We start from the raw sequence: 13600 nt of genomic DNA, 5'->3' as shown, positions 1-13600 counted from the left end.
GGGCTCAGAGGTCGTGTCCGAGGTCGGTGGCCAGGCGCTCGACCAGGTCGTACGCCGCGTCCGGGATCACCGTGCCGGGCGGGAAGACGGCAGCCGCGCCCATCTCACCGAGCGTGGGCACGTCCTGCGGCGGAATCACCCCGCCGACCACGATCATGATGTCCTCGCGGCCCTCCTCGGCGAGCGACTCCCTGAGCGCCGGTACGAGGGTCAGGTGCCCCGCTGCCAGGGAGGACACTCCGACGATGTGCACGTCCGCCTCGACGGCCTGGCGGGCCACCTCGCCCGGCGTCTGGAACAGCGGGCCGACGTCCACGTCGAAGCCGAGGTCGGCGAACGCGGTCGCGATCACCTTCTGGCCGCGGTCGTGCCCGTCCTGGCCCATCTTGGCGACCAGGATGCGCGGCCGGCGCCCCTCGGCCTCCTCGAAGGAGGACACCAGCGTGCGGGTGCGCGCGACGGACGGCGACTCGCCGGCTTCGGTGCGGTACACACCCGAGATCGTACGGATCTGGCTCGCGTGCCGCCCGTACACCTTCTCCAGCGCGTCGGAGATCTCCCCGACGGTGGCCTTCGCGCGGGCCGCGTTCACGGCCAGCTCCAGCAGGTTGCCTTCGCCGCCGGCCGCCCGGGTCAGGGCGTCGAGCGAGTCCTGGCAGGCCCGCTCGTCGCGCTCCGCGCGCAGCCGCCGCAGCTTCTCGATCTGCTGGGTGCGGACGGAGGAGTTGTCGACCTTGAGGACGTCGATCTGCTCGTCGGTCTCGACGCGGTACTTGTTCACGCCGATCACCGGCTGGCGCCCGGAGTCGATGCGCGCCTGGGTGCGGGCCGCGGCCTCCTCGATGCGCAGCTTGGGGATGCCCGCGTCGATGGCCTTGGCCATACCGCCCGCCGCCTCGACCTCCTCGATGTGCTGCCAGGCCCGGCGGGCGAGGTCGTACGTCAGCTTCTCGACGTACGCGCTGCCGCCCCACGGGTCGATCACCCGGGTCGTGCCGGACTCCTGCTGGATCAGCAGCTGGGTGTTGCGGGCGATGCGCGCCGAGAAGTCGGTGGGCAGGGCGAGCGCCTCGTCCAGGGCGTTGGTGTGCAGGGACTGGGTGTGGCCCTGGGTGGCCGCCATCGCCTCCACACACGTACGCGGGACGTTGTTGAAGACGTCCTGCGCGGTCAGCGACCAGCCGGAGGTCTGCGAATGGGTGCGCAGGGAAAGCGACTTGGGATTCTGCGGGTCGAACTGCTTGACCAGCTTGGCCCACAGCAGGCGCGCGGCCCGCAACTTGGCGATCTCCATGAAGAAGTTCATGCCGATAGCCCAGAAGAAGGAGAGCCGGGGCGCGAACGCGTCCACGTCCAGGCCGACTTCGCGCCCGGCCCGGATGTACTCCACCCCGTCGGCGAGCGTGTACGCCAGCTCCAGGTCGGCCGTCGCGCCCGCCTCCTGGATGTGATAGCCGGAGATGGAGATGGAGTTGTAGCGCGGCATCCGCTGCGAGGTGAACGCGAAGATGTCGGAGATGATCCGCATCGACGGCTTCGGCGGATAGATATAGGTGTTGCGGACCATGAACTCTTTGAGGATGTCGTTCTGGATGGTCCCGGCCAACTTCTCGGGCGGTACGCCCTGTTCCTCCGCCGCCACGATGTAGAGCGCGAGAACGGGCAGCACGGCACCGTTCATCGTCATCGACACCGTCATCTTGTCCAGCGGGATGCCGTCGAAGAGCTGCCGCATGTCGTAGATCGAGTCGATCGCCACGCCCGCCATGCCGACGTCACCGGTCACCCGTGGGTGGTCGCTGTCGTAACCGCGGTGGGTGGGGAGGTCGAAGGCGACGGACAGGCCCTTCTGGCCGGCCGCCAGATTGCGGCGGTAGAAGGCGTTGGACTCCTCGGCCGTGGAGAAGCCCGCGTACTGGCGGATCGTCCAGGGCTGGTTGACGTACATCGTCGGGTACGGGCCGCGCAGATACGGGGCGACGCCCGGGTACGTACCCAGGAAGTCCAGGCCCTCCAGGTCCTGCCCGGTGTAGAGCGGTTTGACCGCGATGCCCTCCGGGGTCTCCCAGAGGAGGTCGTCGCCGCCGGTGGCCTTCTTGACGGCGCCGCGCCACTCGTCGGTGCCGCCGTCGGCCTTCGGAACCCCCAGCTCGATCCCGGAGAAGTCGGGGATTCGTCCCGTCGGTTCCATCAGGACACTCCCATGCGGTCGAGGGTGGCGGAGAGCACGGCTACGGCGTCGCAGCCCGTGAAGACGTAGGCGTCGACACCGGAGTACTGCCCGGGACGGCCCGCGAGGAACACGTGCCGGGCGCCCGCCGCCTTGAGGGACGCGGTGACCTCGGCGGCCCGCTCCTCGTACAGCGCGTCGCTGGAGCACAGACAGGCCTCGGTGGCACCGCTGTCCTCGAACGCGCCCTCGGTGACGGGCTCGATGCCGCCCGCCTGGAACAGGTTCGAGGCGAAGGTGAGGCGGGTGGTGTGGGCGGCGGCGGGGCCGAGCGCGGCCAGGAAGATCCGCGGCCGGGTGCCGGTCGCCGCGAGGTGGGCGTCGGAGCGGGCGCGCAGTGCCTCGTACGCCTCGTCGCGCCGCACGCGCGGCAGCCCGCCGGGCGGTGGCACGGGGGCGGGCTCGCGTTCCACGAGCCGTTCGGCGAGGTTGGGGAACTCGCTGACGCCGGTGACGGGTTCGCGTCGCTTGGCGAGCTTCGCGCTGCGCGTCGCCCAGGTGGCGGCGAGGTCCTTGCCGATGCGGCCCGAGCGCAACGCCGCCGCCTGGCCGCCCTGTTGCTCGATCCGCTGGAAGAACTCCCAGCCCGCGTGGGCGAGTTCGTCGGTGAGCCGCTCCACGTACCAAGAGCCGCCCGCCGGGTCGATCACCCGGGACAGATGCGACTCCTCGACCAGGATCGTCGACGTGTTGCGGGCGATCCGGCGGGCGAACGCGTCCGGCAGGCCGAGCGCGTGGTCGAAGGGCAGCACCGTGACCGCCTCGGCGCCGCCGACCCCGGCCGCCAGCGTCGCGATCGTCGCGCGCAGCATGTTCACCCACGGGTCGCGGCGGGACATCATCACCGGCGAGGTCACGGCATGCTGAAGCTGCCCGCCCGGGGCGCCGCACACCTCGGTGACCCGCGCCCACAGCCTGCGCGCCGCCCGCAGCTTGGCGATGGTGAGGAACTGGTCGGCGGTGGCCGCGTACCGGAACTCCAGCTGGGCCACGGCCTGTTCGACCGTCAAGCCCGCCCCGGTCAGCTCCCGCAGATAGGCGACACCGGTCGCCAGCGAGCAGCCCAGCTCCTGGGCCGCCGACCCGCCGGCCTCGTGGTACGGCAAGGCGTCCACGGTCATCGCCCGCAGCCCCGGGTACTCCTCGGCGCACAGCCGCGCGAGAGCGGCGACGGGCGCGAAGTCGAACCCGTCGTCCCCCGTACGGGCCTCATGGCCCAGGGGATCGGCGCCAAGGTTGCCACGAGCCGCGTCGCGCGCGACCCCCCGCTCCTCGTACAGCTGCAGCAACTCCCGTGCGGCGGGCTCGACTTCACGCCCCGCTTCCAGCACAACCGGTGCCAGATCGAGGTAGACGTCATCGAGGACCCGGCCGAGCGACGACACGGGGAAGCCGCCCGCGCCGACGGCCAGCCAGAGTGAGGTGACCCCGTTCTCCAGGTCCGCGAGGACCGCGTCGCCGTCGGCGGCCGTGTGCCTTTGCCGTGCGTCCCAGCCGCCGAGGGTGGTGCCCTCGGCACGGCCACCCCGTACGAAGGGGGCGAAACCGGGCAGGCCGGGATCGGGTGCGGAGTCGTGTGCGCTGTACAGAGGGCGGGCGCGGAGCCCGTCCTCCAGCGTGGTGGACAGAGCGTCCTCGGCTGCGTCGTCCGAGACTTCCTTGCCCGACTTGCGCAGTACGCCCGCCACGAGGCGTTGCCACTGCTCATGGGTCGCGTCAGGGAACTCGGCGGCCAGCGAGAGCCCGTCGTCAGGCAGGACCGTCATGCTCGGATGCTAGGCCAGATGCACAGGCGAGCAGCAGAGGCACCCGCTGTGACCTTGACCTCCCAGGGGTCCCCTTGATCCGCGGGCCCGGTCCGTACTACGGATTCGCGAGGTCACGTCATGATCGTCACCGCGGCGTAGGTGAGCATGACCATCGAGGTGAGCGCCGGCAGGACGAGTCTTCGGGGTCTGTCGTCGTTCCAGTGGTGGTACTGCACGGCGGCCGCGGTGAGAAGGAAGAGGCTGACAGCCGCCGTGGTCGCCACGACCGGGAACCAGAAGCCCGCGCAGAGTGCCGCACCCCCGATCAGTTCGTACACCCCGATCGCGCGGGCCGCGGCGGGGGAGAACCCCAGCGTGGTGGCGGGTGTGCAGAACCGGGTGTATCCGATTACGTGAAGGGCCCCGCTTGCGGCGATTCCGGCGCCGAACACCGCACCTGCGAGCATGAGGATGTTCATCATGATTTTTCGCTCCTGGGCGGTCAGCTGGATGTGGCTTCGGACACGAGCGCCGACGATTCCGTCCGGCGGTCGTCGGGCAGCGCCGGCTCCGCCCACCGGCCCACCCCTCTGAGCAAGGGCATGCCCGAGGAACCGTCCTGCGCGGTCCGGACGGCCAGCACCTGGTTCACGCCCATCGTGTTCCGTTCGAACCCGAGCGCCGAGGCGGCCATGTACAGCCGCCAGACCCTGGCCCGCTCGGGCGAGGTGAGCCGTACCGCCTCGTCCCAGTTCCGCTCCAGGTTGGTGACCCATTCCCGCAGCGTCAGCGCGTAGTGCTCCCGCAGGGCCTCGACGTCACGCACCTCGAATCCGGCCTCCTCCAGCAGCGCCGCGGTCGAGCCCACCAGGGCCAACTCGCCGTCGGGGAACACATAGCGGTCGATGAAGGAGTTCATCCGGTACGACTTCTCGTCCCGGACGGGACGGCGCGCGATCTGATGGTTGAGGAGGCGGCCTTCGGGCTTGAGCAGCCCGTGCAGGATCTCCGCGTACCCACGGAACGCCCGCGTCCCCACGTGCTCCGCCATTCCGACGGAGGAGATGGCGTCGTACGGGCCGTCCGGGATCTCCCGGTAGTCCTGTACGCGGATCTCGACCTGATCGGCCAGACCGGCGCGCTCGACGCGCTCGCGCGCCAGGACGGCCTGTTCTCCGGAGATCGTCACACCCACCACCCGCACGCCGTGCCGCCGCGCGGCGTGCAGGGCGAGCGAGCCCCAGCCGCAGCCGACATCGAGCAGGCGCTCGCCGGCACGCAGATCGAGCTTCCGGCAGATCAGTTCGAGCTTGGCCTCCTGCGCCTCCTCCAGCGTGGCCCCGTCGTCCGGGCGGCCCTGCCAGTAGGCGCACGAGTACACCAGGCTGGGTCCCAGGACCAGCCGGTAGAAGTCGTTGCCCACGTCGTAGTGGTGGCTGATCGCCGCACGGTCGCTGCGCAGCGTGTGGGCACGGCCTCGGCGACCGCCCACTTCCTCCGCGGGCGGGGCCGGCGGCAGCCCGGGACGGGCCAGGGCAACCGTCTCGAACAGAGCGCGGACACCGCTCGGACCACGCAGGAACGCGGACAGGCCGCGCGCCGCACCGTCGTCGCCGTCTGCCTTTTCCGCCCCTTCGCGATCCCACAGCAGGCGCGATATCCGGTCGAGCGCCTCGTACAGGTCGCCATCGACATCGAACTCGCCGGCCACCCAGGCACGGGCGAGTCCGAGTTGTCCCGGCCGCCACAGCATCCGCCGCAGCGCTTGCGGGCTGCGCAGGACGAACGCGGGGCCGTCCACCGGCCCGGCCGTGCTGCCGTCCCACGCCTTGATGGCCACGGGCAGCTGAGTGCCGGTGGCGGTCTCGACACATCGGGCCAGCACGGAAGCGGCTCCGGTCATCGTTCTTCTCCCCACGAGCGGACTGATTGAGTACGTGATCGCGCACAGCGCGACACCGCGCACGGTGCCCGGACCTCCGTGCCACTCGCGGCTGTCACCGCACACGACGTGCGGTGACAGCCGTTCGCGGTCTCCGCGTCCCTGTTAGGGGGCTATCAGGTCCGGAGAGTCGACGGGCAGCGGAATGTGCTGCGGTCTCTGTCGATCCGTACGACGGGCACTTGGCCGGAACGGTTCACCGTCCGGACCAGCACCGTTCCAGAAGGCGGAAAGCTTGGCCCGACAACGGAACGGCACGCGAAAAGCAATGTCTCCGTGCCAGGTTGCGCCCTAGGTCGTGTCCGCAAAGTCCCGTCGTCCGCCCGGAGGGCGGGCCCGGCGGCGTCTGGTGCGTGCTCTCGGCGTGCCGGGCGGAGTCCCTCGTACTGGTTGTACGTGGGGCTTCGCCCGGTGCGGCGAGAGGGCGTGCCAGGCGTCGCCGGGCAGGCGGGACTTTGCGGACACGACCTAGCGAGAACGACGTACAGGAAGGCTCCGGAGTGAGCGAGCAGCGGCGCGCTGTGGTCATCGGCGCGAGCATCGCGGGACTGTGCACCGCACGGGTGCTGGCGGACAGATTCGGCCATGTCGTGGTGGTCGACCGTGGCGACCTTCCCGCCGGGCCCGAGTTCCGGTCCGTGGTACCCCAGGGGCGGCACGCCCACGGCATCCTCGAATCCGGTCAACGAGCCCTGGAGCAGCTGTTCCCCGGTGTCACGGCGGAACTCGTGGCAGCGGGCGGGCCACGTCTGGACCACCTCGCCGACTGCCGGGTGGTCCAGTACGGGCACCCCTTGCGGGAGGCCGTCTCCGGGTGCCACTTCCTCACGGTCACCAGGCCGCTTCTCGAATGGTCGCTGCGCCGGCGTGTACTGGACCTGCCGAACGTCACCATCCGGCCGGACTGCGCGGCGATCGGCCTGTCCGGCGACACACACCGGGTGACCGGGGTACGGACCGCCGACGGCGAGCTGCTCGCCGCGGACCTGGTGGCCGACTGCTCGGGCTCGGCCGGACGTTCCGACCGGTGGCTGGCGGATCTGGGAGTCCCGCGGCCCGAGGTGTCACAGGTGAAGATCGGCGCGGGCTACTCCAGCCGGTTGTTGAAACGGCTACCGGGCGAACGCGTCGGCGGGGCAGAGGCCGCCTACGTCCTTGCCTCCCCGCCCGGAAGTCCGCAGGGAGGCAACGCGCTGCCCGTCGAAGGCGATCGCTGGCTCATCGGCCTGTTCGCGCTGCACGTGGGCGGCCTGCCCGACGACGACTCCTCGTTCCTGGCTTTCGCCAGGAGCCTGCCCGATCCGTCGATCGCGGAACTGGTGGCCCGCGCCGAGCCGGTCAGCGGCATCTTCCTCCACCGCTTCCCGGCAAGCCGACGACGGCACTTCGAGCGGCTGACGGACGTACCCGCCGGCCTCGTCACGGTCGGGGACGCGCTGTGTACGTTCAACCCCGTCTACGGACAGGGCATGACCAGTGCCGCCTTCCAGGCGCTCGCCCTGGAGGGGGCCCTGGACCGGTTCGGGCCCGACGGGGCCGGGACGGCAGCGGCCTACTACACCGCGGCGGCCAAGGCGGTCGAGGTTCCCTGGACCCTGGCGGCCGGGGGCGACTTCGCGTTCCCGCAGACCCGTGGTCCCAAGCCACGCGGAACCGACCTGGTCAACCACTACGTCCGCAGGGTCGCCATGGCCGCGCAGGTCTCTCCCTCCGTCGCCAGGACCCTGACCTCCGTGGTCCACCTCACGAAGCCGCCGACGCACCTCTTCCACCCGTCGACCGCCGTACGCGTCGCGGCAGCAGCCCTCCGCTCCCGGCGGTAAACCGCTCCCGGCGGTAGCGGCATGCGCCACTGGCCGCCGGCCGAACGATCAGCGCTCCTCGCCGTGCGATCAGCGCCGCTCGCCCTGCGATTCGCGCGCAGGGCCGCACGACCGGCCCCGCACGCACGTCCCGACGACGACGTGGCCACTTCGGCTTCGGTACGACCCGGCTACCGCGTCTCGAGTACGTCCCGCACGAGCGGCCCCGCGGCGTCGCCTCCGTGGCCGCCCTTCTGCACGACGGCCGCCGCGGCGACGTCGTCGCGGTAGCCGGCGAACCAACTGTCGGACGTGGCGTTCCCGCCGACCTCGGCCGAGCCGGTCTTCGCGCCGATGTCTCCCGGCAGCCCTTGCATCGCCTTGGCCGCCGTTCCCTCCGTCGCGGTCCTGTGCAGCATGGTGCGCAGTTGCCGCGCGACGTCGTCCGGCAGAGAGCGCTGTGCCTCGGCGAGCGGGCGGCCGTCCACATCCGGCGGCACCAGGTTCGGCTGCTTGAACCTCCCGGTCGAGGCGGTCGCGGCGACCGAGGCCAGGTTCAGCGGGTTCATCTGCACCTGACCCTGCCCGATCATCGTCGCGGCCTTCTCCGCCCCGGTCGCCTTGGGGACGCTGCCGTCGAAGGTGGCGACTCCGCTGTGCCAGTCGAGGCCCACGCCGAAGACCTCGCGCGCCTCCCGGGACAGGGTGTCCGCGTCGATGTCGTCCGCGAACTCGAGGAACGTGGTGTTGCAGGAACGGCTGAAGCCGTCCGAGAAGGTGGCGCCGGGCATCTCGAACTCGTCCAGGTTGTGGAAGGTCGTTCCGCCGACGCGCGCGGCCTTCGGGCAGGGTGCGGGGCCCGGCGCGGTGACGAGCCCCTTCTCCAGCAACGCGGCCGCGGTGATGATCTTCATGGTGGATCCGGGAGCGAGCTGGCCGAGGAGGGCCGCGTTGAATCCGTCCCCACGGTTGTTGGCCACCGCGAGGATCTCGCCGTTACTGGGCTTCACCGCGACCGTGGAGGACTCCGGGAACTTCTTGACCGCTCGCTCGGCCGCCCGCTGGACCTTCGCGGACAGGGTGGTGCGCAGTCTGACCGGCTTGCCCGCCGAGATGACGTGGAGCGACTCACTCGACCGGCCACCGGCCCTGGTGAGCCGGACCTCCACCTCGGGCGTCCCGCCCAGCTTGTCTCCGTATCGTCGGCCCAGCGACGGGAGTACGCCGGCGAGGGAGGGAAACTCCTTGGCCGTCAGCTTCTTGCCGTCCCTGTCGACGGCGTCGACCACGGGTGCGGCGGCCTCCGCGACCGTCATCGCGTCGCCCTTCCGCAGCTTCGGATGCACCACGGACGGCAGCCAGGCGACGCGAGGCTCGCCCGTACCCGGGTCCCTCAGCAGCTTTATGGAGGAACCGTACGTCCAGGTCGACGTACGACCGTCGTCACGGAACCGGAGGGTGGTGGCGAAGGACACCCGGGTGGCGTCCTGCCGTTCCGTCTTGAAGGAGACGTCCGTCCCGGCCCCTCGGCGAAACTGAGTCAGCGCCTGATGTGCCGCGTCGCCGTCGTCGGTGAGCGCTGCCGCGGCCGTCAGATCTCCCTCCTGCCAGGAATCGAGGAAGTCCTGTGCGGTCGAGCGCACTTCGTCGGCGGAGAGCGGTCCGGTCTTCTTCAGCAGTCCGAGAGCGTCGACCGCGCCGTAACCGCTCGCGCCTGTCAGCAGCACCGCCGCGCTGGTGACAGCGAGCTTGATTCTGTTGCGCATGGTTTCCTCCGGGCACCGCGTCCAGCGGTGCCCCTTGTGGTGCCGTCCGAGTCTTTCGCGTATCTCCCGGCAGGAGCGGCATCCGGACACCCGCGCCTGCCGCAGGTGTCGATCCTGCCATGGCACTGATCAGTGGTGGACAGCAGTCCGGGCTGGGAAGTGAGCACCGGCGGCCCCGACGCTGGTGCACGTCGGCCTCCAGTGACCGGCCTGAAACAACACGCACCACCCGGCTTGACGTCGGAAGAAGAAAAGAAAGAGACATGGCCGCGTCGAAAACGCTCGCTTCCCTGCCCCACACCGCCCCTCCTCGCTATACCGTCTCCCTCGCGCGGGACGAGCGTGACGTACGAGCTGCCCAACGGCTGCGCCACAAGGTCTTCGCCGGCGGGCTGGGCGCCTCGCTCACCACACCCGAACCCGGTCTGGACGTCGACGCCTTCGACGACTGCTGCGACCATCTGCTGGTCCGCGAAGAAGCCACAGGGGCGGTCGTCGGCACGTACCGGCTGCTGCGGCCCGTTCCCGCCTCCGCCGCCGGAAGCCTGTACGCGGCGGCCGAGTTCCAGCTCGGCGGCCTGGCCGGGATCCGCCACGACCTCGTCGAGGCGAGCCGCTTCTGCGTCCACCCCGACCACAACGAAGAAGCGGTCGTCTCCTTCATCTGGGCCGGGGTCGCGCGCTACTTGACCCGGGCCGGGCACGGCTGGCTCGGCGGCTGCTGTTCGGTCCCGCTGGCGGACGGCGGGGCACTCGCCGGCCGTGTGTGGGAGACCCTGTCCGCCAAGCACCTTTCCCCCGCGGAATACCGCGTCACCCCGCGCCTTCCCTGGCGTGCCACCGCCACCTCCTCCGCGCGCGCTCCGCTCCCGCCGCTCCTGAGCGGCTATGTGCGCCTGGGCGCCTGGGTGTGCGGAGAACCGGCGTACGACGTCGACTTCGGGGCGGCCGACTTCTACGTACTGCTGTCCGTGCGGCACGCCGACCCGCGTCACTTCAACCGCCTTCTCGCCCTGGCATCCGCGTGGTGAGCGTTCCCGTCGACAGCGCGCACGGTGCTTCGTCCCACAGGGTTCCGGCCAACGCCCCCGTACCGACGAGCTTCTGGCTGCCCAGCGCCCCGTGCACCCCCGCCCTGTGCGTCTCCGACCCGGGGCCGTCCGTCGCGCGGCCGCTGCGCGCGGCCCGCCTGGTGACGGGCCTCGCCGTCATCGCCTTCGGTGTCTCGCTCATCCCCTTGATCCGGCGCCTGTCCCGGCCCCTCCGCGACCGGCTGATCAGGCGCTGGTGCCGCACCATTCTCGCGGCCTTCGGCGTACGGGCGACGATCACCGAGGGCGGCGGAGAGGAGGGAAAGGGAAGAGAGGGAGGAGAGGGAGGAGAGGGCGGAGAGATGGCACGGCAGGAACGGGCTGCACGGCCGACCCGTCCGGCAACAGGCATGCTGGTCGTCGCCAACCATGCCTCCTGGCTGGACATACCGTTGATCGCCGCCGTGCTGCCCGGCCGGATGGTGGCCAAACAGGAGATCGCGTCCTACCCGGTGCTCGGCCAAGTCGCCGCCTACGGCGGCACGTTGTTCGTCGAACGCGACCGGCTGCGGGCGCTGCCCGCAAAGGTCGACGAACTCTCCGCGGCACTGCGCGCGGGCTCGTCGGTGATCGTCTTCCCCGAGGGCACCACCTGGTGCGGCCGGGAGCACGGTCCGTTCCGGCACGCCGCCTTCCAGGCAGCGATCGACGCGTCGGTCCCGGTGCGACCGGTGAGCATCCGCTACCGGCTCCAGGATCGGCGGTTCGCCGAGGCGGCGGCGTTCGTCGGCAAGGACACCCTGCTCGCCTCGCTTCGCCGGGTGGCCGCCGTCCGCGGCCTGACCGCCGAACTCACCGTGCTGCCGCCCATCGCGCCGGGTACTCACAACGACCGCCGCGCCCTGGCCCGCGCGGCCCACGAGGCCGCGGTGTCCCGGCGCACTCCCCGTCGGCCGGGCACGTAACGGCGTTGCCTCCCGCGCGAGGGCTGCCCTCGCGCGGGAGGCAGGGTGGAGCGGCAGGGCGCTCAAGCCGTGCCGGTCCTCCTCGACCCGGCGAGCAGGGCGTCCGCGCGGCGGCGGGGTTCCAGGGCCGCCGCGACGAAGTAGCTGCCGCCGCCCGCAAGCGCGAGCGCCCAGTACAGGTTCGCCCCGTCGAGGAAGAGCGCGGCGGACGAGGTCAGGGCGAGCCAGCTGCCGAGCGTGTACTGCAGACGGTCGTGGTACGCGGCGCCGCCGGCGAGGTAGAGGAGACCCACGACGAGCCCGGACGCGGTCGGCCACATGAGCGTGTGCACCTCCTGCTCGTCCAGTGCCTCGCTCAGCGCGGTGATGACCAGGAACAGCGCGCCGAAGCCGATCGGCCAGGAGGCAGCCAGCAGGTTCCCGACCAGCGCCTGGGGGCCTTGGACCCCGCGCAGCGCCCTGGCGGTGACGACACTGGTGACGGCCACGGCCGCGACCAGGCCGACGACCAGCAGCGCCGCCGGCACGGCGGACGGCAGATCGAGGACAGGGTCGTCGCCATGGGTCATGGCGTTCACACCGTGCCCGATCAGCCAGGCGAAGCCGAAACTCAGGTACGACAGACGGTTGTTGAGGACGACACTCAAGGTGGACGGCTGCGTGCTGGTCGCGGCGGTCGGGCCGGCGTGGGACATGGTGTACCTCCGTAGATGTGGCTGTGGTGATTTCTGGGGTGGCCGGGAGACGGCCCCCACGGACGTGGCGTGATGCGTTTGTCTTGGTTGGACTGGCGCGTTCGGGTCGGGGTTACGGGTGCTCGGCCCGCCTCTTCAGGTGCAGCAGCCACTGCTCAAGCGACTGCGTGAGCCCGGAGCGGAGCTCCTCGGGCTGTGCGTCGACCGGAGGGCCGCTCCAGGACTCGTCGGTCCGGATCGTCACGACCCCGTCGGACTCCTCGAACGTCCACGCGTGGACGCCGTCGATGCCCTGCGCCGGGCCGCCCCAGACGATGCGCCTGCCGGGTACGACCTGGTAGATGGTCGAGGTGATGTCGAGGCCGTGGGTGAGCCAGTGGAACCGGGTGCCGGGGACGAGCGGGCCGTCGAGCGAGGCCCGGTCGATGTCCGGGTTCCAGTCGGCCCAGGCGCCGATGTCGGTGTGCAGCGCCCACACGTCGGCGAGCGGGGCGCGCACGGTGATCGACAGCCGGACGGTGATGGGGGCTTCGGCGTCGACGGCCTGGATCGGGGCGAGTGCGGGGGCGGCGGCGCTGGTGTCGCTGCTGCTGTCGCTGGTGGTGGTGTTGGTGTTCACGGCGTGCTCTCCTTCGTGATGCCGGACATCAGGACTCTTATGTGTGGTCGACCACTCATTGAATGGGCCGAGAAATCCGCCTCGCAGGGACATCGCGAAGCGCGGGTGAATGAGTGGTTAATTGCTCACTCTCGGGACAGTCGTTGGGACGCCTGCGGATCGCGAGAGTGGGGTGTGCGGCGCGCAGGGCGGTGGCGTGCCCGTTGTCAGTAGTGCCGGATGCCCGCGGTGAGCGTGCGCGTCCATGGGGCGTCCACCTCGGTGGCGCCGATGGACGACACCAGATTGCAGAGCATGCCCACCCTGAAGAACTCCTGGATCTGCTGCTCGCTCCCGCCGGAGACTCCGCGTACGTACTCCACCAGACGCGCGTACCCCGTCCGCACCGCATCCCGGACCGAGGGCTCCGAAACCGCCGCCGCCTGGGCGTGGATCTGTACGAGCAGAAGGTTGTTGTCGCTGATCAGCCGGGCGTACGCGTCACCCATCGCGGCGAGCGCCACCTCCGGCGAGGAGCCGGTCGCGGACGCCGCGCCCTGCTCCAGGCTCTGCCGGACCCGGACGAAGCAGTGTTCGACGACCGCGACGAACAGGGACTCCTTGTTCGGGAAGAGCCGGTAGACGTAGGCCTGGGAGATGCCGGCGGCCTTCGCCACGTCGATGGTGGTGGTGCCGAAGTAGCCGCGTGCCGCGAAGGCTCCGATCGCGGTGTGCAGCACCGTCTCGCGGCGCTCCTCGGCGGTGGAGAGCTGTCGTCGGGCTTCCGATTTCATGTGAGTACTTAACCACTCACACCTGGCGG

At 70.8% G+C, this 13600-nt stretch carries 11 protein-coding genes; 3 read left to right on the top strand and 8 right to left on the bottom strand.

Annotation, left to right across the window (positions count from 1 at the left end; genetic code table 11):
• Nucleotides 1-4: 4 nt before the first annotated feature.
• From scpA to OHA11_RS08600, 4 genes are all read right to left on the bottom strand, one after another.
• Complete coding sequence (gene scpA / locus OHA11_RS08615; RefSeq protein ID WP_266493717.1) at nucleotides 5-2191, bottom strand: methylmalonyl-CoA mutase; 2187 nt, start codon at nucleotides 2189-2191, stop codon at nucleotides 5-7.
• Nucleotides 2191-3996, bottom strand: coding sequence for a methylmalonyl-CoA mutase family protein (locus tag OHA11_RS08610; protein ID WP_266493714.1), 1806 nt, complete (start codon nucleotides 3994-3996; stop codon nucleotides 2191-2193). Before OHA11_RS08610 ends, scpA begins: the two co-directional genes overlap by 1 nt.
• A 113-nt stretch (nucleotides 3997-4109) precedes the next feature.
• Entirely contained in the window at nucleotides 4110-4460 is a 351-nt protein-coding gene (locus tag OHA11_RS08605) for a DoxX family protein (RefSeq protein ID WP_266493712.1), read from the bottom strand.
• Between the two features lie 20 nt (nucleotides 4461-4480).
• A complete protein-coding gene (locus tag OHA11_RS08600; RefSeq protein WP_266493710.1) occupies nucleotides 4481-5881 on the bottom strand; it encodes a cyclopropane-fatty-acyl-phospholipid synthase family protein in 1401 nt (466 codons plus the stop codon).
• Between the two features lie 539 nt (nucleotides 5882-6420).
• On the opposite strand from OHA11_RS08600, the gene OHA11_RS08595 reads away from it, so the two are divergent.
• Complete coding sequence (locus OHA11_RS08595) at nucleotides 6421-7743, top strand: NAD(P)/FAD-dependent oxidoreductase (protein WP_266493708.1); 1323 nt, start codon at nucleotides 6421-6423, stop codon at nucleotides 7741-7743.
• Nucleotides 7744-7913: 170 nt separating this feature from the next.
• Here OHA11_RS08595 and OHA11_RS08590 read toward each other — a convergent pair whose 3' ends face one another.
• Complete coding sequence (locus tag OHA11_RS08590) at nucleotides 7914-9488, bottom strand: penicillin-binding transpeptidase domain-containing protein (protein ID WP_266493706.1); 1575 nt, start codon at nucleotides 9486-9488, stop codon at nucleotides 7914-7916.
• A gap of 263 nt (nucleotides 9489-9751) precedes the next feature.
• Here OHA11_RS08590 and OHA11_RS08585 point away from each other — a divergent pair, with 263 nt between their 5' ends.
• Nucleotides 9752-10519: a GNAT family N-acetyltransferase gene (locus tag OHA11_RS08585; RefSeq protein WP_266493704.1), complete on the top strand. Its 768-nt coding sequence runs from the start codon at nucleotides 9752-9754 to the stop codon at nucleotides 10517-10519.
• Nucleotides 10516-11484, top strand: coding sequence for a 1-acyl-sn-glycerol-3-phosphate acyltransferase (locus OHA11_RS08580; RefSeq protein WP_266493703.1), 969 nt, complete (start codon nucleotides 10516-10518; stop codon nucleotides 11482-11484). Before OHA11_RS08585 ends, OHA11_RS08580 begins: the two co-directional genes overlap by 4 nt.
• A gap of 62 nt (nucleotides 11485-11546) precedes the next feature.
• Here OHA11_RS08580 and OHA11_RS08575 read toward each other — a convergent pair whose 3' ends face one another.
• From OHA11_RS08575 to OHA11_RS08565, 3 genes are all read right to left on the bottom strand, one after another.
• Complete coding sequence (locus tag OHA11_RS08575) at nucleotides 11547-12179, bottom strand: ABC transporter permease (protein ID WP_266493702.1); 633 nt, start codon at nucleotides 12177-12179, stop codon at nucleotides 11547-11549.
• A gap of 112 nt (nucleotides 12180-12291) precedes the next feature.
• Nucleotides 12292-12798, bottom strand: a complete 507-nt coding sequence (locus tag OHA11_RS08570; protein WP_266493700.1) for an SRPBCC family protein — start codon at nucleotides 12796-12798, stop codon at nucleotides 12292-12294.
• Nucleotides 12799-13004: 206 nt separating this feature from the next.
• Nucleotides 13005-13571: a TetR/AcrR family transcriptional regulator gene (locus tag OHA11_RS08565; RefSeq protein WP_266493698.1), complete on the bottom strand. Its 567-nt coding sequence runs from the start codon at nucleotides 13569-13571 to the stop codon at nucleotides 13005-13007.
• Nucleotides 13572-13600: the final 29 nt, after the last annotated feature.

The sequence above is a fragment of the Streptomyces sp. NBC_00878 genome (assembly GCF_026341515.1).
GTDB lineage: Bacteria > Actinomycetota > Actinomycetes > Streptomycetales > Streptomycetaceae > Streptomyces.
Note: the sequence above shows the minus strand (reverse complement) of the source record. Positions and strands in the feature narration are given on the sequence as shown.

What these genes read in the sequence shown, in the direction of transcription:
- scpA (WP_266493717.1), bottom strand. Translation starts at nt 2,191, where the DNA reads ATGGAACCGACGGGACGAATCCCCGACTTCTCCGGGATCGAGCTGGGG.
- OHA11_RS08600 (WP_266493710.1), bottom strand. Translation starts at nt 5,881, where the DNA reads ATGACCGGAGCCGCTTCCGTGCTGGCCCGATGTGTCGAGACCGCCACC.
- OHA11_RS08605 (WP_266493712.1), bottom strand. Translation starts at nt 4,460, where the DNA reads ATGATGAACATCCTCATGCTCGCAGGTGCGGTGTTCGGCGCCGGAATC.
- OHA11_RS08575 (WP_266493702.1), bottom strand. Translation starts at nt 12,179, where the DNA reads ATGTCCCACGCCGGCCCGACCGCCGCGACCAGCACGCAGCCGTCCACC.
- OHA11_RS08590 (WP_266493706.1), bottom strand. Translation starts at nt 9,488, where the DNA reads ATGCGCAACAGAATCAAGCTCGCTGTCACCAGCGCGGCGGTGCTGCTG.
- OHA11_RS08585 (WP_266493704.1), top strand. Translation starts at nt 9,752, where the DNA reads ATGGCCGCGTCGAAAACGCTCGCTTCCCTGCCCCACACCGCCCCTCCT.
- OHA11_RS08565 (WP_266493698.1), bottom strand. Translation starts at nt 13,571, where the DNA reads ATGAAATCGGAAGCCCGACGACAGCTCTCCACCGCCGAGGAGCGCCGC.
- OHA11_RS08610 (WP_266493714.1), bottom strand. Translation starts at nt 3,996, where the DNA reads ATGACGGTCCTGCCTGACGACGGGCTCTCGCTGGCCGCCGAGTTCCCT.